Raw genomic sequence first — 20,531 nt, 5'->3', positions numbered from 1 at the left:
ACTGTAGGTGGCGTGGGGGAAAGCTGTGAGGGGTGTTGCCTTTTGTTGCCCTAACAGAGATCAGCCGACTGAATCACACCCACGTATCCAGCCACATCCGTGACCGCCACTGGTCGATGGGGATCGCCGTGCCCGTGTACAGCGGCCAGAAGTAGATGAAGTTCCACGTGATCAGCAGGACCAGGACGCCCGCGCCCACCGCGCCCGTCACCCGGCGGGTGTCGCTGGAGCCCGGGGGGCCGATGACCGCGCCGATCAGCATCGCCACCGCGAGGCAGAGGAAGGGGAGGAAGACGATCGAGTAGAAGAAGAAGATCGTGCGGTCCTGGTAAAGGAACCAGGGGAGGTAGCCGGCCGCCACGCCGCAGGCGATCGCGCCCGCGCGCCAGTCGCGGCGGAACGCCCAGCGCCAGAGGACGTAGAGGAGGGCGAAGCACGCGGCCCACCACAGGAGGGGGGTGCCGAGGGCGAGGACCTCGCGGGCGCACTTCTCGCCCGCGCTCGCCGGGCAGCCGGCCGAACCGGGGGACGGGGACTCGTAGAAGTACGAGACCGGGCGGCCGTCGACCAGCCAGCTCCAGGGGTTGGACATGTACGTGTGCGGGGAGTGCAGGCCGACGTTGAACTCGTAGACCTCGTGCTCGTAGTGCCACAGACTGCGCACCCAGTCCGGCATGAAGTGGCTCCAGAAGCCGCCCTTGCCGTCCGTGGCGGCCCAGTTGCGGAAGTAGCCGCCGGTGCCGTTCGCGGGGGAGAGGATCCAGCCGAGCCAGGAGAGGACGTAGACCGAGATCGCCACCGGGGCGGTGGAGAGGAAGGCGAGGCCCACGTCGTGCTGGAGGACGGCGACGTACGGCTTGCTCGCGCCCGCGACCTTGCGGGAGCCGACGTCCCAGAGGACGGCCATCACCACGAAGGCGGCGGCGTAGAACATGCCGTTCCACTTGGTGGCCATCGCGAGGCCGAGCGTCAGGCCGGCCATCCAGCGCCAGGGGCGCCAGCCGAGGGAGAGGGTGTCGGCGATGTGCGCGTCGGGGCGGACCCGGCCGTCGGCGTCGACCGGCAGTGCGGCGGCGAGTCTGGCGCGGGCCCGGTCCCGGTCCAGCAGCAGGCAGCCGAACGCGGCCACCACGAAGAACATCAGGACGCCGTCGAGCAGCGAGGTGCGGGCCATCACGAAGGCCAGGCCGTCGAGGGACATCATGACGCCCGCCACGCAGCCCAGGAACGTGGAGCGGAACAGGCGGCGGCCGATGCGGCACAGCATCAGGATCGCCAGCGTGCCGAGCAGCGCCGTCATGAAGCGCCAGCCGAAGGGGTTGAACCCGAAGATCAGCTCCCCGAGGCCGATGACGTACTTGCCGACCGGCGGGTGCACGACGTAGGCCGCGTCGGTCGGGATCGGGACATGGCCGTTGTGCTGGAGGATCAGGTCGTTGGCGTTCTTGTCCCAGTTGACCTCGAAGCCGCGGTGGACCAGCGCCCACGCGTCCTTCGCGTAGTACGTCTCGTCGAATATCACCGCCTTGGGGCTGCCCAGGTGGTAGAAGCGCATCGCGCCCGCCAGCAGTGTGACCAGCAGCGGGCCGCCCCAGCCGGACCAGCGGTTGATGCGGTCGACAAGGGTCGGCGAGAAGCCGAGCGCCGCCCACAGCCGCGGACTGGGCTCGGCGTACGGCGGCACCAGCCGGTCCCGTACGTCGCTTCTGGGCCCCGCCGAATATCCGAATCGGCGCAGCTGCTGCTGCCACGACGGCCGCTGCTCGTGCGGGGCCTGCCCTTGCCGGGTGTCCGTGGAGGACGCGGTACTGGTCACCGCGCCATCGTAGGGAACAGGTCTGTGTGAGTCCCGCCTCTCTCCCCTGAGAGGATGGAAACGTGACAGTTGCTCCCGGAACCCTGGTCCTTGCCGGCACCCCCATCGGCGACATCGCGGACGCCCCGCCGCGCCTCGCCGAGGAGCTGGCCGGGGCGGACGTGGTCGCCGCCGAGGACACCCGGCGGCTGCGGCGGCTGACCCAGGCGCTCGGGGTGCAGCCCAAGGGGCGGGTCGTGTCGTACTTCGAGGGCAACGAGGCCGCCCGGACACCGGAGTTGGTCGAGGCGCTCCTCGACGGCTCGCGCGTGCTCCTGGTGACCGACGCGGGGATGCCGTCCGTGTCCGACCCGGGGTACCGGCTCGTCGCCGCCGCCGTGGAGCGGGACATCAGGGTGACCGCCGTGCCGGGGCCGTCCGCGGTGCTCACCGCGCTCGCGCTGTCGGGGCTGCCGGTGGACCGGTTCTGCTTCGAGGGGTTCCTGCCGCGCAAGGCGGGCGAGCGGCTGTCGCGGCTGCGGGAGGTCGCCGGTGAGCGGCGCACCCTCGTCTACTTCGAGGCGCCGCACCGGCTCGACGACACCCTCGCCGCGATGGCCGAGGTCTTCGGCGCCGAGCGGCGGGCCGCCGTGTGCCGGGAGCTGACGAAGACGTACGAGGAGATCAAGCGCGGCCCGGTCGGCGAGCTGGCCGAGTGGGCGGCGGAGGGGGTTCGGGGGGAGATCACCGTCGTCGTCGAGGGCGCCCCCGAGAAGGCCGAGGAACTCGACGCGGACGAGCTGGTACGGCGGGTCCGCGTGCGTGAGGAGGCGGGGGAGCGGCGCAAGGAAGCGATCGCCGCCGTGGCCGTCGAGGCAGGCCTTCCCAAGCGGGCGGTGTTCGATGCCGTGGTGGCGGCGAAGAGTGCGCAAAAACCCGTCTGACCTGCGGGAAAGCTTCCTCTGAGCGGGGCGCTGTTCCGATGAGCGCGCGCCCCATGGCGGGGCAAAGCACCGTCCGCGAATGCAAAAGCCGGACCGCCTTGCCGGGGTGATTCGACAAGGAAAGTCCAAATCGCCTCCAACAGTCGACAGGACTGATGCGTTCGCCCTGCCGGAGGCGTCCACTGGACGAAGGGACACACCCGTCCCTCACCTCCAACGGGATTCCGGGGGGAATCCCCTCGCCGGGGGTATTTGTCCAGCGGAAAGCAAGCAGGAGCTGGCATGAGTGAGATCGCAGGGCAGACCGGTCTTCGGGGCGGTGCCACCGCCGTGGTCAACGAGTCGTACTCCTTCGCCTGCATGCGGTGCGGGCACGGCTGGGAGCAGTCGTACGAGATAGAGCACCACGTCGACACCGACGGCCACCAGTTCGTGATGTACGTGGCGGGGGGCCAGGTCGTGCCGTCGCCCCTGAGCCGTCCCGCGTGCCTCAACTGTGACGGGCATGTCGTGCGCATCATGCGCGCGGGCCAGGTCTCCTCGGTACGGGAGGCCGCACAGCGGCAGTACGCCCCGCCGCGGCCCCGCACGGCGGCAGCGGCAGCCGCGGACGCCACGGCCCCGGAGGACGGCGACGCGGCCGTGACCCCGCTGCCGGAGCACAAGGACCACCACTGGCACCTGTCCGACCTGCTGCACCCGTTCCACCGCAAGGCGAGCTGACCGGCTCCGACGACCGGGCGGGCATGCCCCTTTCGTAGGATCGGGGCATGCCTTCCTCCAGCGACAGCGCCGGCGACCGCGCACGCGGCAGCGAGAAGAACGCGGCGCCGCCGCTCCCGGAGCCCCTCCGGGTGCCCGTCGCCGACTCCCACACCCACCTCGACATGCAGTCCGGCACGGTGGACGCGGCGCTCGCCAAGGCCGCGTCGGTCGGCGTGACGACGGTCGTCCAGGTCGGCTGCGACATCAAGGGCTCCCGCTGGGCCGCCGAGACGGCCGCCCGCCACGACTCCGTCCACGCGACGGTCGCCCTGCACCCGAACGAAGCCCCGCGCATCGTGCACGGAGACCCCGACGGGTGGTCCCGGCAGGGCGCGCGCGTTCCCGGCGGCGACGGCGCCCTCGACGAGGCCCTCGCGGAGATCGACCGGCTGGCCGGACTGCCCCAGGTCAAGGGCGTCGGCGAGACCGGCCTCGACTACTTCCGCACCGGCCCCGAGGGCAAGGCGGCCCAGGAGAAGTCCTTCCGCGCCCACATCGAGATCGCCAAGCGGCACGGCAAGGCCCTGGTCATCCACGACCGCGACGCCCACGCCGACGTCCTGCGCGTCCTCAAGGAGGAAGGCGCCCCCGAGCGCACGGTCTTCCACTGCTACTCCGGCGACGCCGAGATGGCCGAACTCTGCGCCCGCGCCGGGTACTTCATGTCCTTCGCCGGCACGGTCACCTTCAAGAACGCCCAGAACCTGCGGGACGCGCTCGCGGTGGCCCCGCTCGAACTGGTCCTGGTCGAGACGGACGCTCCCTTCCTCACCCCCGCCCCGTACCGCGGACGGCCCAACGCCCCCTACCTCGTTCCGGTCACGGTCCGCGCGATGGCGGCCGTACGGGGCATCGACGAGGACACGCTGGCGACGGCGCTCGCCGCCAACACGGCCCGGGCGTTCGCCTATTGAGCCCTCGCGGCCCCGCCGGACCAATCCCCGGGACGTCATCGAACACAACTCTGGGTAGCCGCGTCACTTTGGAGAGTGACGGTCGCTCCGCTAGGTTCTGGTGGCCCGATCCGGACCCCCGTGGCCTTCTGGAGCGTGTCGGCGTGAGCAACTACGAGACCTACGAGACGTACGACCGCGGTGTGCGCGCGGACACGTACACCGACGGCCCGACGGCGGTGTACGAGGACACGTACCGGCCCGCCTACGAGGCGTACGAGCCCGTGTTCCCCCGCCAGGCGGGCACCGCGGAGCCGGAGAGCGAGCCGGCGGCGCGGCACGGGCGGCGCCGAAGAGCCGACCGCCCGGACACCGGTTCCGCGATGCGCAGGCTGGTCCCGCAGGCCCTGGTCGTCGCCTTCCTCGCCGGCGGCACCACCGCGTTCGTCGCCAAGGACAAGGCGATCGAGCTGAACGTCGACGGCAAGCCGCGCACCCTGCACACCTTCGCCGACGACGTCACCGAACTCCTCGCCCAGCAGGGCGTCGACGTGGGCGCCCACGACGTGGTCGCCCCCGGCCGCGACGCGCCCCTCACCAGCGGCGACGAGGTCGCGGTCCGCTACGGCCGCCCCGTGCGGCTCACCGTCGACGGCCACCGGCGCGAGGTGTGGACCACGGCACGCACGGTCGACGCGGCCCTCGAAGAACTCGGCGTGCGGGCCGAGGGCGCCTACCTCTCCACCTCGCGCTCCCAGCCCATCGGCCGCGCCGGACTCACCCTCGACGTCCGCACCGAACGCACCGTCACGATCATGGCCGACGGCCGCGCCCGCACGATCCGCACCAACGCGGCGACGGTGGGCCGGGCGGTCCAGGAGGCCGGCATCGGCCTGCACGGCGAGGACACCACCTCCGTCCCGGCCGACAGCTTCCCCCGCGACGGCCAGACCGTCACCGTCCTGCGGGTCACCGGCACCAAGGAGATCCGCGAGGAGGCCATCCCGTTCAAGGTGGAGCGCGAGGACGACCCCACCCTGTTCAAGGGCACGGAGGTCGTCGAACGCGCCGGCCGCCCGGGCCTGCGCCGCGTCACCTACGCCCTCCGCACGGTCAACGGCGTCAAGGAGAAGCCCCGCCGCATCGACGACCAAGTGGTCCGCGAGCCCCGCTCCCAGCTGGTGAAGGTCGGCACCAAACCGATGCCCACCTCCGTCCAGGGCGCCGACCAGCTCAACTGGCACGGCCTGGCCACCTGCGAGTCCGGCGGTCGCCCCGGCGCGGTCGACCCCTCGGGCACCTACGGCGGCCTCTACCAGTTCGACACCCACACCTGGCACAGCCTGGGCGGCAGCGGGCGCCCGCAGGACGCGAGCGCGGAGGAGCAGACGTTCAGGGCGAAGAGGCTGTACGTCCGGCGGGGTGCGAGCCCATGGCCGCACTGCGGAACGAGGCTGCACGGCTGAGAGGAGATGGGGACAGGGGGCGCAGCCCCCATTCCCCAGGGGCGCGGGTCGGTGTCGATGTGCGGCTCCGCCGCGTGCGCGCGACCAGCCACAGCGGACCGGCAGGCGAAGAACCGCCCGTAACCTAGGTACGTGAGCAGCAACCCCGACGCCCTCCTGGGCCCCGCCGAGATCCGCGAACTGGCCGCCGCCCTGAACGTCCGCCCCACCAAACAGCGCGGCCAGAACTTCGTGATCGACGCGAACACGGTCCGCCGTATCGTCCGCACCGCGGACGTCCGCCCCGACGACGTGGTCGTGGAGGTAGGTCCCGGCCTGGGCTCACTCACCCTCGCCCTGCTGGAGGTGGCCGACCGCGTCACCGCCGTGGAGATCGACGACACTCTCGCGAGCGCGCTCCCGGCGACGGTGGCGGCGCGGATGCCGACCCGGGCGGACCGTTTCGCGCTGGTGCACTCGGACGCGATGCAGGTGACGGAGCTGCCGGGCCCGGCCCCGACCGCGCTGGTCGCGAACCTGCCGTACAACGTGGCCGTACCGGTCCTGCTGCACATGCTGGAGCACTTCCCGAGCATCGAGCGCACGCTGGTGATGGTCCAGGCGGAGGTCGCCGACCGGCTCGCCGCGGCGCCCGGTTCGAAGGTGTACGGCGTCCCGTCCGTGAAGGCGAACTGGTACGCCGAGGTCAAGCGGGCCGGTTCCATCGGCCGTACCGTCTTCTGGCCCGCGCCGAACGTCGACAGCGGCCTCGTCGCGCTCACCCGCAGGACCGAGCCGCTGAAGACGACCGCCGACCGCCGCGAGGTGTTCGCCGTGGTGGACGCGGCCTTCGCGCAGCGCCGCAAGACCCTGCGGGCGGCGCTCGCGGGCTGGGCGGGATCGGCGGCGGCGGCCGAGGCGGCGCTCGTGGCGGCCGGGGTCTCGCCGCAGGCGCGGGGCGAGTCGCTGACGGTGGAGGAGTTCGCGCGCATCGCGGAGAACAAGGTGGATGCAGACGGCGCGGGGCAGGACGCGCACGCACCGCAGGCGGCAGCCGTACGGTCCGACGACACCCCGCGCGACGAGCCCGGCCGGTGAGCGTGACCGCCCCCGCCATCCCCACCCCGACCGCCCCGGCCTCGTCGAAGCTCGGCGTCCCGCACGAGGAACCCGGCACGTGACCCTTCCCGCCCCGGTCCGCGCGAAGGCCACCGTCCACCACAAGGAGCCCGGCAAGTGAGCGTCACCGTCCGCGTCCCCGCCAAGGTCAACGTCCAGCTCGCGGTGGGTGCCGCGCGCCCCGACGGCTTCCACGACCTGGCCAACGTCTTCCTCGCCGTCGGCCTCCACGACGAGGTCACCGTGACCCCCGCCGAGGAACTCCGCATCACCTGCACGGGCCCGGACGCGGCCCAAGTCCCCCTGGACGCAACGAACTTGGCGGCGCGGGCGGCCGTCGCGCTCGCCGAGCGGTACGGACACGACCCCGCCGTGCACATCCACATCGCCAAGGACATCCCCGTCGCCGGGGGCATGGCGGGCGGCAGCGCGGACGGGGCGGGTGCGCTGGTGGCGTGCGACGCGCTGTGGGGCACCGGTGCCTCGCGGGCCGAACTGCTGGACATCTGCGCGGAGTTGGGCAGCGATGTGCCGTTCAGCCTGGTGGGCGGGGCGGCGCTCGGCATCGGGCGCGGCGAGAAGCTGACCGTCCTGGAGACCGGCGGCACCTTCCACTGGGTGTTCGCGATGGCCGGGCGGGGGCTGTCGACCCCGGCGGTGTTCCGGGAGTTCGACCGGCTCGGCGAGGGAACCGACATCCCCGAGCCCGTCGCCTCGCGGCCCCTCCTCGACGCGCTCGCGAAGGGCGACCCGGACGCGCTCGCCGCCGCCGTCTCCAACGACCTCCAGCCCGCCGCCCTTTCGCTCTTCCCGGAACTCGCCGACACCCTCGCCGCGGGCCGCTCCGCGGGTGCCCTCGCCGCGCTGGTCTCCGGTTCGGGGCCGACGACGGCGTTCCTCGTCCGCGACCCCGGTTCGGCGACGAAGGTGGCGGAGGCGCTGACGGCCTCCGGAACCTGCCGGACGGTCCGCACGGCGACGGCCCCGGCGGCGGGCGCGACCGTACTCGGTCGGCCGTAGGCCGACCGGCCTTCGAACCCCACCTGACCTGCACGGACAGTGAGGCTCCCGCCGCGCATTACCCTGGGAGGCTGACCGTCCCCCCTGTCAGGAGAGAAATGGCCGTCAACCTGGTCAATGTCGAGAACGTCAGCAAGGTGTACGGCACCCGTGCCCTGCTCGACGGCGTCTCGCTCGGTGTCTCCGAAGGGGACCGGATCGGGGTCGTGGGCCGCAACGGTGACGGCAAGACCACGCTGATCCGGATGCTCGCCAAGCTGGAGGAGTCCGACACCGGCCGCGTCACCCACTCCGGAGGACTCCGCCTCGGCGTCCTCACCCAGCACGACTCCCTGGACCCCGAGGCGACCGTCCGCCACGAGGTCATCCGGGACATGGCCGACCACGAGTGGGCGGGCAACGCCAAGATCCGCGACGTACTCACCGGACTCTTCGGCGGGCTCGACATGCCGGGCTTCCCGCAGGGACTCGACACCGTCATCGGCCCGCTCTCCGGTGGCGAGCGCCGCCGTATCGCCCTCGCGAAGCTGCTCATCGAGGACCAGGACCTGATCGTCCTGGACGAGCCCACGAACCACCTGGACGTCGAGGGCATCTCCTGGCTCGCCCGGCATCTGCGCGAGCGGCGATCCGCGCTCGTCTGCGTGACCCACGACCGCTGGTTCCTGGACCAGGTCTGCACCCGCATGTGGGATGTGCAGAAGGGCGACGTCTACGAGTACGAGGGCGGCTACTCGGACTACGTCTTCGCCCGCGCCGAGCGCGAGCGCATCGCCGCCACCGAGGAGACCAAGCGGCAGAACCTGGTCCGCAAGGAGCTGGCGTGGCTGCGCCGGGGAGCCCCGGCCCGTACGTCCAAGCCGCGCTTCCGCGTCGAGGCCGCCAACGAACTGATCGCGGACGTGCCGCCGCCGCGCGACACCAGCGAGCTGATGAAGTTCGCGTCCTCACGGCTCGGCCGCACGGTCTTCGACCTGGAGGACGTGACCGTCCAGGCCGGGCCCAAAGTCCTGCTGAAGCACATCACCTGGCACCTCGGCCCCGGCGACCGCGTCGGCCTGGTCGGGGTCAACGGCGCCGGCAAGACCTCCCTGCTGCGTGCCCTCGCCGAGGCCGCCCGCAGCGACGGCGAGACGCAGCCCGCGGCCGGCAAGGTCGTCGTGGGGAAGACGGTGAAGCTCGCCTACCTCTCGCAGGAGGTGGCCGAACTCAAGCCCACGCTGCGGGTGTTGGAGGCCGTGCAGCAGGTGCGGGAGCGGGTCGATCTCGGCAAGGGGCGGGAGATGACCGCCGGGCAGCTGTGCGAGACGTTCGGCTTCAACAAGGAGAAGCAGTGGACGCCGGTCGGGGACCTGTCCGGTGGTGAGCGCCGCCGGCTCCAGTTGCTGCGGCTGCTGATGGACGAGCCGAACGTCCTCTTCCTCGACGAGCCCACGAACGACCTCGACATCGAGACCCTGACCCAGCTGGAGGACGTCCTCGACGGCTGGCCTGGGTCGATGATCGTGATCTCCCACGACCGGTTCTTCGTCGAGCGCACCACCGACAAGGTGTTCGCGCTGCTGGGTGACGCGACCCTGCGGATGCTGCCGCGCGGGATCGACGAGTACCTGGAGCGGCGCCACCGTATGGAGGAGGAGGCCGCCGCTGCCGCCCCCGTGGTGGAGAAGGCCGTGCCCGCGGTGAGCGCCGCCGACCAGCGGGCCGCGAAGAAGGAACTCCAGAAGATCGAGCGGCAGTTGGACAAGGTCTCCGAGAAGGAGGCCAAGCTGCACACCCAGATCGCCGACAACGCCACGGACTTCGCGAAGGTGGCCGAACTGGACGGCCAGCTGAGGGACTTGAGCCGTGAGCGGGACGAGCTGGAGCTGCGGTGGCTGGAACTCGCCGAGGACGCGTGAAGGCTGGGTGAAGGCGCATAACGGGGGCGTCACGGGCCGGTCCTCCCTTGGGAACAGGGGGGAACCGGCCCGTTCTTCATGGACAGCCGGGTGATAGAAAGAGCCGTCTGAGAACTGTCTGAGCACCGTTGATTACGACTCCGGGTCCTTCGCGAGCCTCGGGGCGTGGCTAAAAATCAGTGAACGAGGGGGAACCGCTGATGACTCAGCCGCCCGAACAGCCGCCGTCCGGCGGTTACGGAGCGCCGCCGAACCAGCCGCCACAGCCACCGCCCGGCGGCTTCGGCGCCCCGGTCCCGCCCCAGCCCGGCTACGGCTATCCGCAGCAGCAACAGCCCGGCCCCTACGGCTATCCGCAGCAGCCCCAACAGCCGCAGCAGCCGGGCCCGTACGGCCAGCCGCAGCCGCAGCCCGGCCCCTACGGTCAGCCGCAGCAGCCGGGGCCCTACGGCCAGCAGCCCGGCTACGGCTACCCGCCGCCCCAGTTCACCCCGCCGCCACCTCCGGGCGGCGGCTCCCGCAACCCCTTCAAGGGGCGCCCGGCGCTGGTGATCGCGGCCGCGGTGGCGGGGCTGCTGGTGGTCGGCGGCACGGTGTGGGCGGTCACCAGCGGTGGCGGCGACGACAAGAAGCCGGTCGCGGAGAAGAGCGACAGCCCGACGCCCACCGGCGCCACCGACGACCCGGCCAACCCCGGTGACGGCAGCGGCGACGGCGGCAATGACTCCCAGGACCTCAACGCGGGCCGCAAGGCCGGCGAGGCGAAGGTGCTCTGGTACAAGGAGGCGCCGGACGCGCCCGGTTCGGGTGCCGACGCCCCCGGCATGTGGATCACCGGCAAGACCGCGGTGAAGGCCGCGTACAAGGAACTCGTCGCCTACGACGTGGGCAACGGCAAGCCGACCTGGCCCACGGTCACCTTCCCGCAGAAGATCTGCGCGGTCACCCCGGCGAAGTCGGCGGACGGCAAGATCGTCGTGGCGTACGAGAGCGGTGTCAGCGACAACGCCAAGTGCAACCAGCTCCAGCAGATCGACCTCGGCACCGGCGCGAAGGGCTGGTCGGGGACCGTCCCGGACGGCGGTCTCTTCGACAGCGCGCTCAGCGTCGGTCTGTCCATCTCCGGCAGGACGCTGATGGTGGGCCGCTCGGAGTCGGGGATCGCGTACGACGTGGACACCGGCAAGAAGCTCTTCGAGAAGAAGAAGTACGGCGCGGCCTGCTTCCCGTCCGCGTTCGCGGGCGGTGCGAAGCTGATTTCGGTGGCGTCCTGCGGCGCGAGCACCTCGAACGAGCACGACGAGGTGCAGGAGCTGGACCCGGCGACCGGCAAGGCGAAGTGGACCAAGTCGATCCCCAAGGGGTGGACGGTGTCCCGCACGTACTCGGTGGACCCGGTCGTCCTCTACATGACCGACTCGGACCACAAGCACTGGAACATCTCGACGCTGAAGGCCGACGGTTCGGTCCGCTCGCAGGTCGACTCCAAGGCCGCGTTCGCGCCGACGTGCAGTTCGTCGTTCCTCGACAGCGACCTCCAGGGCTGCCAGGGCGTCGCGGTCGACGCGGACACCCTGTACCTGCCGACGGACGCGACGACCGGCGCCAACCAGATCGTGGCGATCAACCTGGCCACCGGCAAGGAGAAGTGGCGCGTCAAGTCGCCCGCGGCCGTGTCGATGGTCCCGGTCAAGGTCCAGGGCGGCAAGCTCATCGCCTACGTCGAGGCGTCCTACGACGCGGGCGGCCAGATCGTGTCCATCCCCACGGCGGGCTCCTCGCACCCGACGGCGAAGCTGTTGCAGATGCCCGCCGGCACCGCGCAGATCGAGTCGAGCTTCTTCTCCCGGGACATCGACTACGTCGACGGACGCTTCTACATCTCGTCGACCCGGCTGAACGGCAATGACGACACGAAGGAGAAGTTGATGCTCGCGTACGGCAAGTGAGACCCCGACTTCTCCCCGTCCCGCCGTCCCCCCGAGGTACTCGTCATGACCACGCCCCCACCACCCCCGCCGAACGAGCCCCCGCAGGGCGGCTTCGGCCCACCCCAGGACCAGCCCCCGCAGCAGCCGCCCCAGCCCGCACCGGGCTACGGCTACCCGCAGGCGCCCCCGCCCCAGCAGCCGCCGGTCTACGGCTATCCCCAGCAGCCCCAGCAGCCGCCCCAGGGACCCCCGCAGGCCCCGCCGCCCGGCTACGGCTACCCGGGCCAGCAGCCGAACCCGTACGCGCAGCAGCCGCAGCAGCCGTACGGGCAGCAGCCCAACCCCTATGGCCAGCAGCCGGGTTACGGCTATCCGGGGCAGCCGGCGACCATGCCGCTGCACCCGCAGCCGGGTCAACCGGGCGGCGGCGGGCGGAAGTTCGGGGCGCCCGCGGTGATCATCACCGCCGCGGTCGTCGCGATCGCGCTGATCGTCGGCGGCGGGATCTGGTACGCCTCCTCGTCCGGCAAGAAGGACGACGCCACGAAGAAGAGCGCCAGCTCCAGCGGCACCACCGGCGGCACGAACGACAAGGGCGGCACGACGTCGGGCGGCAAGGAGAAGGTGCCCGCGGACGCCGCGTCCAAGGTCCTCTTCGAGGTCCCGATGCCCAAGGTCGCCGACACCATGGTGACCTCCGGCTCCTGGCTCACCGACAAGGTGTACGCCAAGACCGGCAGCGCCGAGGTCGTCGGCTACAACCGCGACACCGGCGCCAAGCAGTGGACGATCAAGCTCCCCGGCCCGGTCTGCCAGGCCACGAAGCACACCACCACCGACGGCAGGACGGCGATCCTCTACGAGCCCGCCATGCCGACCAAGGACAAGCCCTCGCACGGATGCAGCCAGATCGCCGCGATCGACCTGAACGCGGGCACCAAGCTGTGGACGAAGACCGCCAACTCCGGTGACCAGCCGATCAGTTTCGAGAACGTCACCGTCAGCGCCGACACCGTCGCCGTGGGCAGCACAGACGGCGGCGCCGCCTTCGACATCTCCACCGGCAAGGTCCTGTGGAGCCCGAAGGTCGCCGACTGCTACGACGCCGGGTACGGCGGCGGCGCGAAGCTGGTCGCGGTGCGCCGGTGCGGGACGTACGACTCGCCCGTCCTGCACATCCAGACCATCGACCCGGTCTCCGGGAAGGTGACCTCGGACTACAAGATGGCCCAGGGCATCGAGTACGCGAGCATCGTGTCGACCGACCCGCTGGTCGTCGCGGCCGACGTCGGCGACAGCGCGGGCGACGGCAGCGGCGTCTCGGACTTCTTCTCCATCGACAACAAGACCGGTGCGCTGCGCTCGCACATCCCGGCGCCGGGCAAGCAGTACGCCGCCCGCTGCGACGGCATCACACGGGTCGAGTACTGCACCGAACTGGCCGTCGGCAACGACCGGTTGTACGTCCCCACCGAAGAGCACGACGGTTCCGGCGACTCGTACAGCCGGACCAACGAGATCGTCGCCTTCGACCTCGCCACCGGCAAGCAGACCGGCCAGCGCGCCGACGCGGGCGACGGCTACACCATCACCCCGCTGCGCATGGACGGCAGCAACGTCATCGCGTACAAGTCCCCGCCCTACAACAAGGGCGGCCAGATCGTCAGCATCGACGGCACCTCCTTCAAGGAGACCAAGCTGCTGGAGAACCCGAGCGCGGAGAAGACACGGCAGACGGAGACCACCTTCCTGCCGGACTACGCCGAGATCCTCTACGCGGAGGGCCACCTCTACATGTCGGCGGTCTACGCGGACAAGGCCTCGTCGTCCTCGACGGGTGACAAGGACCTGGCGATCGCGTTCGGCACCACCGGCTGACCCGACCGCGTCCACGCCCCCGGCCCCGCCCCTGCTCAGGGACGGGGCCGGGGGCGTACCGCTCAACACCCCCGAATACGAGGAATGCGAAAAAGTCAGTCGATCCGGGGCACTTCTCTCCAGTAGGGGCAGCGCAACGTCGAACAAGCGTGTAGCTTCCGGGGGCATGAAGGACGGGGGTGCTGGGGGCCCTCTGTTCGCGGGACCGGTGGGCATCCATAGTGGGCATCCATTGGGGGGACTGGGGGGGTTGCTCGATGGGAGTGCGGCTGATGGTGGTCGACGACCACCGATTGCTCGCCGAGGCACTGGCCTCGGCACTGAAGCTGCGGGGACACCGGGTGCTGGCGGCGGCCGCGCCCGCGGCGGGCGCGGCGGAACTGGTGATCACCCGCGCCCCCGAGGTGTGCCTGCTCGGCACGGCGACACCGGCCGAACCGGGCATCTTCGACCCGGTGACGAAGATCAAACGGGAACGCCCCCAGGTGGCCGTCCTGGTCCTGGGCCCGGTCCCGAGCCCCCGGGGAATCGCGGCGGCCTTCGCGGCCGGCGCCTCGGGCTACGTCCGCCACGACGAACGCATCGAGGGCGTGGAGCGGGCCATCATGAAGGCCAGGGCGGGCGAGGCGGCGGTAGCCCCCCAACTGCTCCAGGGCGCCTTCAGTGAACTGCTCAACCCCGCGGCCCAACCCGACGACGAGGGCCAACGCCTCCTCCAGATGCTCACCCCGAGGGAGGTGGAAGTCCTGGTCAGGGTCGCGGACGGCGAGGACACCCGCCTCATCGCGGCGGGCATGGGCATCGCCCCGTCCACGGCCCGCACCCATGTCCAGAGGGTGCTGATGAAACTCGGGGTGGGGTCGAGGCTGGAGGCGGCGGCACTGGCCGCCCGCACGGGGCTGCTGGACAGGGCGGGCCCTCTGCACAACTCCGCGGGGTCGGACACCTAGGGCCGCGGGGCGCGCGGGGCGCGGGGAACTGCGCGATCAGCCACAGCCCGCCCGCGCCCGGCGCACGGCCTAGGCTCCCTCTTTCTCCTCCGTCACCTCGATCTCCACCGGCGGTACCGGCCGGAGTTTCAGCCAGCCCAGGAAGAAGATGCCGAGGAGCAGCATCGCGATGCCGGTCCAGAGGTTGATGTTGACGCCCTCGGCCTTGTCCAGGGTGGACTGGGACGGGCTGATGCCGGCGATCGTGACGATGATGCCGTAGACGACGAACAGGCCGCCGATGATCAGCCGGAGGTCGAACAGGCGGGACGCCGTCGTGGACTTGGTCTCCAGTTCGGTGACTTCGCGGTGGACGTCGTGTTCGGAGCGCCCGGAGTGGTCGGGGTGTCCGGAGTTCTCAGACATGGTCTCTCTATCCTTCCGCGGCTAGAACGAGAACGGGATGTAGCAGACGGCGGCCAGGATGACCGCGCCCCAGCCGAGGAGGGCGGGCCGGCGGTACCAGGCGTCGTCGCCCGCGGCCGGTGCCTCGCTCATGCCGGGGCTGGTCGTGCCGTAGACCAGGCCCTGGAGCTGTTCGGCCGGCTTGGGTTGGGTGAAGAGGGAGACGGCGAACATGACCACCGCGCCGGCGACGAAGCCGGCGATCGCGGAGACGAAGTTGGCGCCCTGGTCGGAGGGGATGGAGATGATCCCCTGCTTGTAGATCCAGAAGTAGTTCACCATCGCGGTGACCGTGCCCGCGAGCAGGCCCCAGAAGCCGGACTTCGGGGTGGCCTTCTTCCAGAACATGCCGACGATGAAGACGACGAACATCGGCACGTTGAAGAAGGAGAAGAGCGTCTGGAGGTAGCTCATGATGTTGGAGAAGGAGGACGCCAGGAAGGCGGTGCCCACCGACGCCGCCACGCCGATCACCGTGATCAGGCGGCCGAAGCGGACGTAGTACTCGTCCTCGCGGTCCTTCACGACGTACTTGGCCCAGATGTCGTTGGTGAACACCGTGTTGAAGGACGACACGTTGGCCGCCATACCGGCCATGAACGCGGCCAGCAGGCCGGTCACCGCGATGCCGAGGACGCCGTTGGGCAGCAACTCCTGCATCAGGTACGGAATCGCGTCGTTGTACTGGAGGTCCGAGCCGCTGGTGCCGATCTTCGGGACGAGCGCCGCGGCGACCAGGCCCGGGATCATCACGAGGAAGACGATGAAGACCTTCGGGTACGCGGCGATCAGCGGGGTGCGCTGGGCGGCCGAGAGGTTCTTCGCGGAGAGGGCGCGCTGGACCTCGGCGAAGTTGGTCGTCCAGTAGCCGAAGGACAGCACGAAGCCCAGGCCCAGCACGATCGTCAGCCAGTTCGCCCCCAGCGGGTTGACGCTGCCGATGCCCGTGCCGCCCCAGGCGGTGGTGAAGTTGTGGCCGTGGGTCGCGTCGAGCTTGTGGGTCAGCCCGTCCCAGCCGCCGACCTTCTTCAGGCCGAGGTAGGAGATCGGGATCAGCGCCGCGAGGATCACGAAGAACTGGAGTACTTCGTTGTAGATCGCCGACGACAGTCCGCCGAGGGTGATGTACGCGAGGACGAAGGCACCGGCGACCACGATCGCCACCCACTGAGGCCACCCCAGCAGCGCCTCGACGACGATCGCGAGGGCGTAGAGGTTCACGCCCGCGATCAGGATGGCGGCGAAGGCGAACAGGATCGAACTCAGCAGGTGTGCCGCCTTGTCGAAGCGCAGCAGCAGGAACTCGGGGACCGAGCGCACTTTCGAGCCGTAGTAGAAGGGCATCATCACCAGGCCGAGGAAGACCATGGCGGGGATGGCGCCGATCCAGTACCAGTGGACGGTGTAGGCGCCGTACTGGGCGCTGTTGGCGGCCATGCCGAGGATCTCGGTCGCGGCCAGGTTCGCCGAGATGAAGGCGAGGCCGGTGATCCAGGCGGGCAGGGAGCGCCCGGAGAGGAAGAAGTCGAGGCTCGTCTTCACCGATCTGCGGGCGGCCAGGCCGATGCCGAGGACGACCACGAAGTAGATCGCCAGGATCGTGTAGTCCAGCCCGTTGGTGGGGAGTCGCAGCTCGGCGGCGAGAGAGGTGGGGTTCTGCATCAAGCGCTCACCTTGGTAGGGGTTGGCAGGTGGGTTTACGGGTTTCCTTGATCGGTGTGGTTGATGTACTCAGTTTGGTGTTCTTTGTTTGATTGTGATGGTGACGGCTGGGGGGATTTGTGGTTTGATGTGTTCGGTTCTGTGTTGGGTTATGTGTGAAGCGTGCATGTACGTACGGATGGAGAGCCCGGCGTGAAGAAGACCTCGACCCGGTTGGCCGACGGTCGTGAGCTCATCTACTACGACCTGCGGGACGACACCGTGCGCGACGCGGTGGACCGACGCCCGCTGGAGCGCACGGTCACCACTTCGGAGGTACGGCGGGACGTGCTGCTCGGCGACGCGGTGGCGATCGCCTCGCACCGCCAGGGCCGCACCTACCACCCGCCGGCCGACCAGTGCCCCCTCTGCCCGACGACCGGCGACCGGCTCAGCGAGATCCCGGACTCGTCGTACGACGTCGCGGTCTTCGAGAACCGTTTCCCCTCGCTGGCCGGCGACTCCGGGCGCTGCGAGGTGGTCTGCTTCACCTCCGACCACGATGCGTCCTTCGCCTCGCTGACGGAGGAGCAGGCGCGCCTCGTCCTCGACGCGTGGACCGACCGGACGTCGGAACTGTCGCATCTACCCTCCGTCGAGCAGGTCTTCTGTTTCGAGAACCGGGGGGAGGAGATCGGTGTGACGCTCGGTCATCCCCACGGCCAGATCTACGCCTACCCCTTCACCACCCCGCGCACCGCACTGATGTTGCGTTCACTCGCGGCCCACAAGGAGGCGACCGGCGGGGAGAACCTCTTCGACTCGGTCCTGGAGAACGAACTCGCCGGTGAGCGGGTCGTCCTTGAGGGTGAACACTGGGCGGCCTTCGTGCCGTACGCCGCGCACTGGCCCTACGAGGTCCACCTGTACCCGAAGCGCCGGGTGCCGGACCTGCTCGGTCTCGACGAGGCGGCCCGCACAGAGTTCCCCAAGGTCTATCTGGAACTCTTGAGGCGCTTCGACCGGATCTTCGGTGAGGGCGAGCCTCCGACGCCGTACATCTCCGCCTGGCACCAGGCGCCGTTCGGCACGCTGGAGGAGTTCGACGGGGTGAGCAGGGACGACTTCGCTCTCCACCTCGAGCTTTTCACCATTCGCCGTACGTCCGGCAAGCTGAAGTTCCTCGCGGGTTCCGAGTCCGGCATGAGCGTGTTCATCAACGACGTGCCGCCGGAGCGCGCGGCCGAGCGACTGCGAGAGGTAGCGAGTTGATGAGCGGTAAGTACCTGGTCACGGGCGGAGCGGGTTACGTCGGCAGCGTGGTCGCCCAGCACCTGCTGGAGGCGGGCCACGAGGTCACCGTCCTGGACAACCTCTCGACGGGGTTCCGTGAGGGCGTGCCCGCGGGTGCTTCCTTCATCGAGGGCGACATCAGGGACGCGGCCAAGTGGCTCGACTCCTCCTACGACGCCGTCCTCCACTTCGCCGCGTTCTCCCAGGTCGGCGAGTCCGTCGTGAAGCCCGAGAAGTACTGGGACAACAACGTCGGCGGCTCGATGGCCCTCCTCGCCGCGATGCGCGAGGCCGGCGTCCGCAAGCTCGTCTTCTCCTCCACGGCCGCCACCTACGGCGAGCCCGACGAGGTCCCGATCGTCGAGACCGCCCGCACCTCCCCGACGAACCCGTACGGCGCGTCGAAGCTGTCCGTCGACTTCATGATCACCAGCGAGGCGCAGGCCCACGGCCTCGGCGCGGTCTCGCTGCGCTACTTCAACGTGGCGGGCGCGTACGGCAGTTGCGGCGAGCGGCACCAGCCCGAGTCGCACCTCATCCCGCTCGTCCTCCAGGTCGCCCAGGGCAAGCGCGACGCGATCTCCGTCTACGGCGACGACTACCCGACGCCGGACGGCACCTGCGTCCGCGACTACATCCACGTCGCGGACCTGGCCGACGCGCACCTGCTCGCGCTGAAGGCCGCCACCCCGGGCGAGCACCTGATCTGCAACCTCGGCAACGGCGAGGGCTTCTCCGTCCGCCAGGTCATCGAGACGGTCCGCCAGGTCACCGGGCACCCGATCCCCGAGGTCGTCGCCCCGCGCCGCGGCGGCGACCCGGCGACCCTGGTGGCCTCGGCGGCCCGGGCCAAGGAGCGCCTCGGCTGGAACCCGTCCCGCGCGGATCTCGCGGGCATCGTCGCGGACGCGTGGGCGTTCGCGCAGAACGTATCGAACTGATCGAAGGGTGAGGGGATCGCACGTGGGTGTACGCGAGGGCTTCGAGGAGCTGTACGGGACGGCTCCCGAGGGCGTCTGGGCCGCGCCGGGCCGAGTCAACCTGATCGGCGAGTACACCGACTTCAACGAGGGCTTCGTGATGCCGCTCGCCCTGCCGCACACGGCGGTGGCGGCGGTGTCCCCCCGCAGCGACGGCGTCCTGCGCCTCCACTCGGCCGACATCGAGGGCCCGGTCGTGGAACTGCATGTCGAGGCGCTCGCCCCGCGCACGAACACCAGCTGGGCCGCGTACCCGGCGGGTGTGGTGTGGGTGCTGCGCGAGGCGGGGCACGAGGTGACGGGCGCGGACATCCACCTGTCGTCGACGGTCCCGACGGGCGCGGGTCTCTCGTCGTCGGCCGCGCTCGAGGTGGTCACGGCGCTCGCCCTGAACGACCTCTTCGAACTCGGCCTGTCCGGCCAGGAGCTGGCCCGTTTCTCGCAGCGCGCGGAGAACGACTTCGTCGGCGTGCCCTGCGGCATCATGGACCAGACGGCCTCGGCCTGCGCGGAGGACGGCCACGCGCTGCACCTCGACTGCCGGGACCTGTCGATCCGTCAGATCCCCTTCGACCTCGCGTCGGAGGGCCTCTCGCTCCTGGTCGTCGACTCCCGCGTGAAGCACGCGCTGGGCGACGGCGAGTACGCGGAGCGCCGCGAGGGTTGCGAGGAGGGCGCGCGGCAGCTGGGCGTGCCGTTCCTGCGGGACGTGGCGTACGAGGACCTGGAGTCGTCCCTGGCCCGTCTGTCGGACGAACGCATCCGGCGCTACGTCCGCCACGTCGTCTCCGACGACCACCGCGTCGACCAGGTCATCGGCCTGCTCGACGCGGGCGAGGTGCGCGCGATCGGCCCGGTCCTCACCGAGGGCCATGTCTCGCTCCGCGACGATCTGCGCATCTCCTGCCCGGAGCTGGACCTCGTCGTCGACACTGCGGTCGGCGCGGGTGCCCTGGGCGCCCGCATGACCGGCGGCGGCTTCGGCGGCTCGGCGATCGTCCTCGTGGAGGCCGACGACACGGACACGGTCACGAAGGCGATCGAGGAGGCCTTCGCGACGGCGGGCTACACCGCGCCGCGCGTGTTCCCGGCGGTGCCTTCGGCGGGCGCACGACGCCTGAGCTGACGGATCGCCTGCGAGGACGCCCCGGGCAGCCGGGGCGTTTTCGCTTTCCCGGGATGCCGTCGCGGCCGGGGTCCCGGGCGGGAGGCTCCCGGCCGACCGGTGTCGCGCACGTCGGGCCGGTGCGCGGAGCGCGCGGGGGAACGGATGCTCGGGGTGAGTGGGGTCCGCGGCGGCGCGTCGGTCGAATCCGGGTGTGGTCGCCAGGGCGCGATGGCTCCCCGCCGAGCAGTGCGGCCCGATGTCCATGGGCCCGGTCTCCTCCTTCAGGGTGTCGCGCGCAGCCCCCGTACCCCGTCGCGCACCGCGGGCCGGTGCGCGGAGCGCGCGGGGGAACGGATGCTCGGGGTGAGTGGGGTCCGCGGCGGCGCGTCGGTCGAATCCGGGTGTGGTCGCCAGGGCCGCGATG

Annotated in this window: 16 protein-coding genes; 13 read left to right on the top strand and 3 right to left on the bottom strand. The window is 70.7% G+C overall.

Annotation, left to right across the window (positions count from 1 at the left end; genetic code table 11):
* Positions 1-73: 73 nt before the first annotated feature.
* Positions 74-1,816 (bottom strand): dolichyl-phosphate-mannose--protein mannosyltransferase, encoded by a 1,743-nt coding sequence (locus ACIRB1_RS12930; RefSeq protein WP_403465562.1) that lies wholly within the window; start codon positions 1,814-1,816, stop codon positions 74-76.
* A gap of 62 nt (positions 1,817-1,878) precedes the next feature.
* Between ACIRB1_RS12930 and rsmI the strand changes: the two genes are divergently transcribed.
* The 10 genes from rsmI to ACIRB1_RS12880 all read left to right on the top strand — a co-directional run bounded on the left by rsmI (position 1,879) and on the right by ACIRB1_RS12880 (position 14,641).
* Complete coding sequence (gene rsmI, locus ACIRB1_RS12925) at positions 1,879-2,739, top strand: 16S rRNA (cytidine(1402)-2'-O)-methyltransferase (protein ID WP_384295257.1); 861 nt, start codon at positions 1,879-1,881, stop codon at positions 2,737-2,739.
* Positions 2,740-3,021: 282 nt separating this feature from the next.
* Positions 3,022-3,462: a hypothetical protein gene (locus ACIRB1_RS12920; protein ID WP_352181904.1), complete on the top strand. Its 441-nt coding sequence runs from the start codon at positions 3,022-3,024 to the stop codon at positions 3,460-3,462.
* A 47-nt stretch (positions 3,463-3,509) separates the two neighbouring features.
* Complete coding sequence (locus ACIRB1_RS12915; RefSeq protein ID WP_352181905.1) at positions 3,510-4,418, top strand: TatD family hydrolase; 909 nt, start codon at positions 3,510-3,512, stop codon at positions 4,416-4,418.
* A 143-nt stretch (positions 4,419-4,561) separates the two neighbouring features.
* Positions 4,562-5,863 carry a ubiquitin-like domain-containing protein gene (locus ACIRB1_RS12910; RefSeq protein ID WP_403465560.1) on the top strand — a complete coding sequence of 434 codons (1,302 nt, stop codon included), beginning with the start codon at positions 4,562-4,564 and terminating at the stop codon, positions 5,861-5,863.
* Positions 5,864-5,995: 132 nt separating this feature from the next.
* The gene (gene rsmA, locus ACIRB1_RS12905) at positions 5,996-6,940 is read left to right on the top strand and encodes a 16S rRNA (adenine(1518)-N(6)/adenine(1519)-N(6))-dimethyltransferase RsmA (RefSeq protein WP_403465559.1); all 945 of its coding nucleotides are present in this window, start codon (positions 5,996-5,998) and stop codon (positions 6,938-6,940) included.
* Positions 6,941-7,078: 138 nt separating this feature from the next.
* A complete protein-coding gene (locus ACIRB1_RS12900) occupies positions 7,079-7,981 on the top strand; it encodes a 4-(cytidine 5'-diphospho)-2-C-methyl-D-erythritol kinase (RefSeq protein WP_403465558.1) in 903 nt (300 codons plus the stop codon).
* 98 nt (positions 7,982-8,079) lie between these two features.
* Complete coding sequence (locus tag ACIRB1_RS12895; RefSeq protein WP_403465557.1) at positions 8,080-9,882, top strand: ABC-F family ATP-binding cassette domain-containing protein; 1,803 nt, start codon at positions 8,080-8,082, stop codon at positions 9,880-9,882.
* A 200-nt stretch (positions 9,883-10,082) separates the two neighbouring features.
* The gene (locus ACIRB1_RS12890; protein WP_403465556.1) at positions 10,083-11,831 is read left to right on the top strand and encodes a PQQ-binding-like beta-propeller repeat protein; all 1,749 of its coding nucleotides are present in this window, start codon (positions 10,083-10,085) and stop codon (positions 11,829-11,831) included.
* A gap of 45 nt (positions 11,832-11,876) precedes the next feature.
* Complete coding sequence (locus tag ACIRB1_RS12885) at positions 11,877-13,691, top strand: PQQ-binding-like beta-propeller repeat protein (protein ID WP_403465555.1); 1,815 nt, start codon at positions 11,877-11,879, stop codon at positions 13,689-13,691.
* 257 nt (positions 13,692-13,948) lie between these two features.
* Positions 13,949-14,641, top strand: a complete 693-nt coding sequence (locus tag ACIRB1_RS12880) for a LuxR C-terminal-related transcriptional regulator (protein ID WP_403465554.1) — start codon at positions 13,949-13,951, stop codon at positions 14,639-14,641.
* A 69-nt stretch (positions 14,642-14,710) separates the two neighbouring features.
* On the opposite strand, the gene ACIRB1_RS12875 is transcribed toward ACIRB1_RS12880, so the two are convergent.
* Positions 14,711-15,046, bottom strand: a complete 336-nt coding sequence (locus tag ACIRB1_RS12875) for a hypothetical protein (protein ID WP_352181914.1) — start codon at positions 15,044-15,046, stop codon at positions 14,711-14,713.
* A 21-nt stretch (positions 15,047-15,067) separates the two neighbouring features.
* Positions 15,068-16,747: a sodium:solute symporter family protein gene (locus ACIRB1_RS12870; RefSeq protein WP_403465553.1), complete on the bottom strand. Its 1,680-nt coding sequence runs from the start codon at positions 16,745-16,747 to the stop codon at positions 15,068-15,070.
* A 192-nt stretch (positions 16,748-16,939) separates the two neighbouring features.
* Here ACIRB1_RS12870 and galT point away from each other — a divergent pair, with 192 nt between their 5' ends.
* The 3 genes from galT to galK are packed head-to-tail and all read left to right on the top strand — an operon-like array spanning position 16,940 to position 20,125.
* A complete protein-coding gene (gene galT, locus ACIRB1_RS12865; RefSeq protein WP_352181916.1) occupies positions 16,940-17,998 on the top strand; it encodes a galactose-1-phosphate uridylyltransferase in 1,059 nt (352 codons plus the stop codon).
* Positions 17,998-18,960 carry a UDP-glucose 4-epimerase GalE gene (gene galE / locus ACIRB1_RS12860; RefSeq protein ID WP_352181917.1) on the top strand — a complete coding sequence of 321 codons (963 nt, stop codon included), beginning with the start codon at positions 17,998-18,000 and terminating at the stop codon, positions 18,958-18,960. The genes galT and galE overlap by 1 nt, the downstream gene beginning before the upstream one ends.
* Positions 18,961-18,982: 22 nt before the next feature.
* Positions 18,983-20,125 carry a galactokinase gene (gene galK / locus ACIRB1_RS12855; protein WP_403465552.1) on the top strand — a complete coding sequence of 381 codons (1,143 nt, stop codon included), beginning with the start codon at positions 18,983-18,985 and terminating at the stop codon, positions 20,123-20,125.
* Positions 20,126-20,531 lie beyond the last annotated feature (406 nt).

Source organism: Streptomyces sp. NPDC096013 (assembly GCF_044763565.1).
Taxonomy (GTDB): domain Bacteria; phylum Actinomycetota; class Actinomycetes; order Streptomycetales; family Streptomycetaceae; genus Streptomyces.
This window is presented reverse-complemented; position numbering and strand designations above follow the sequence as displayed.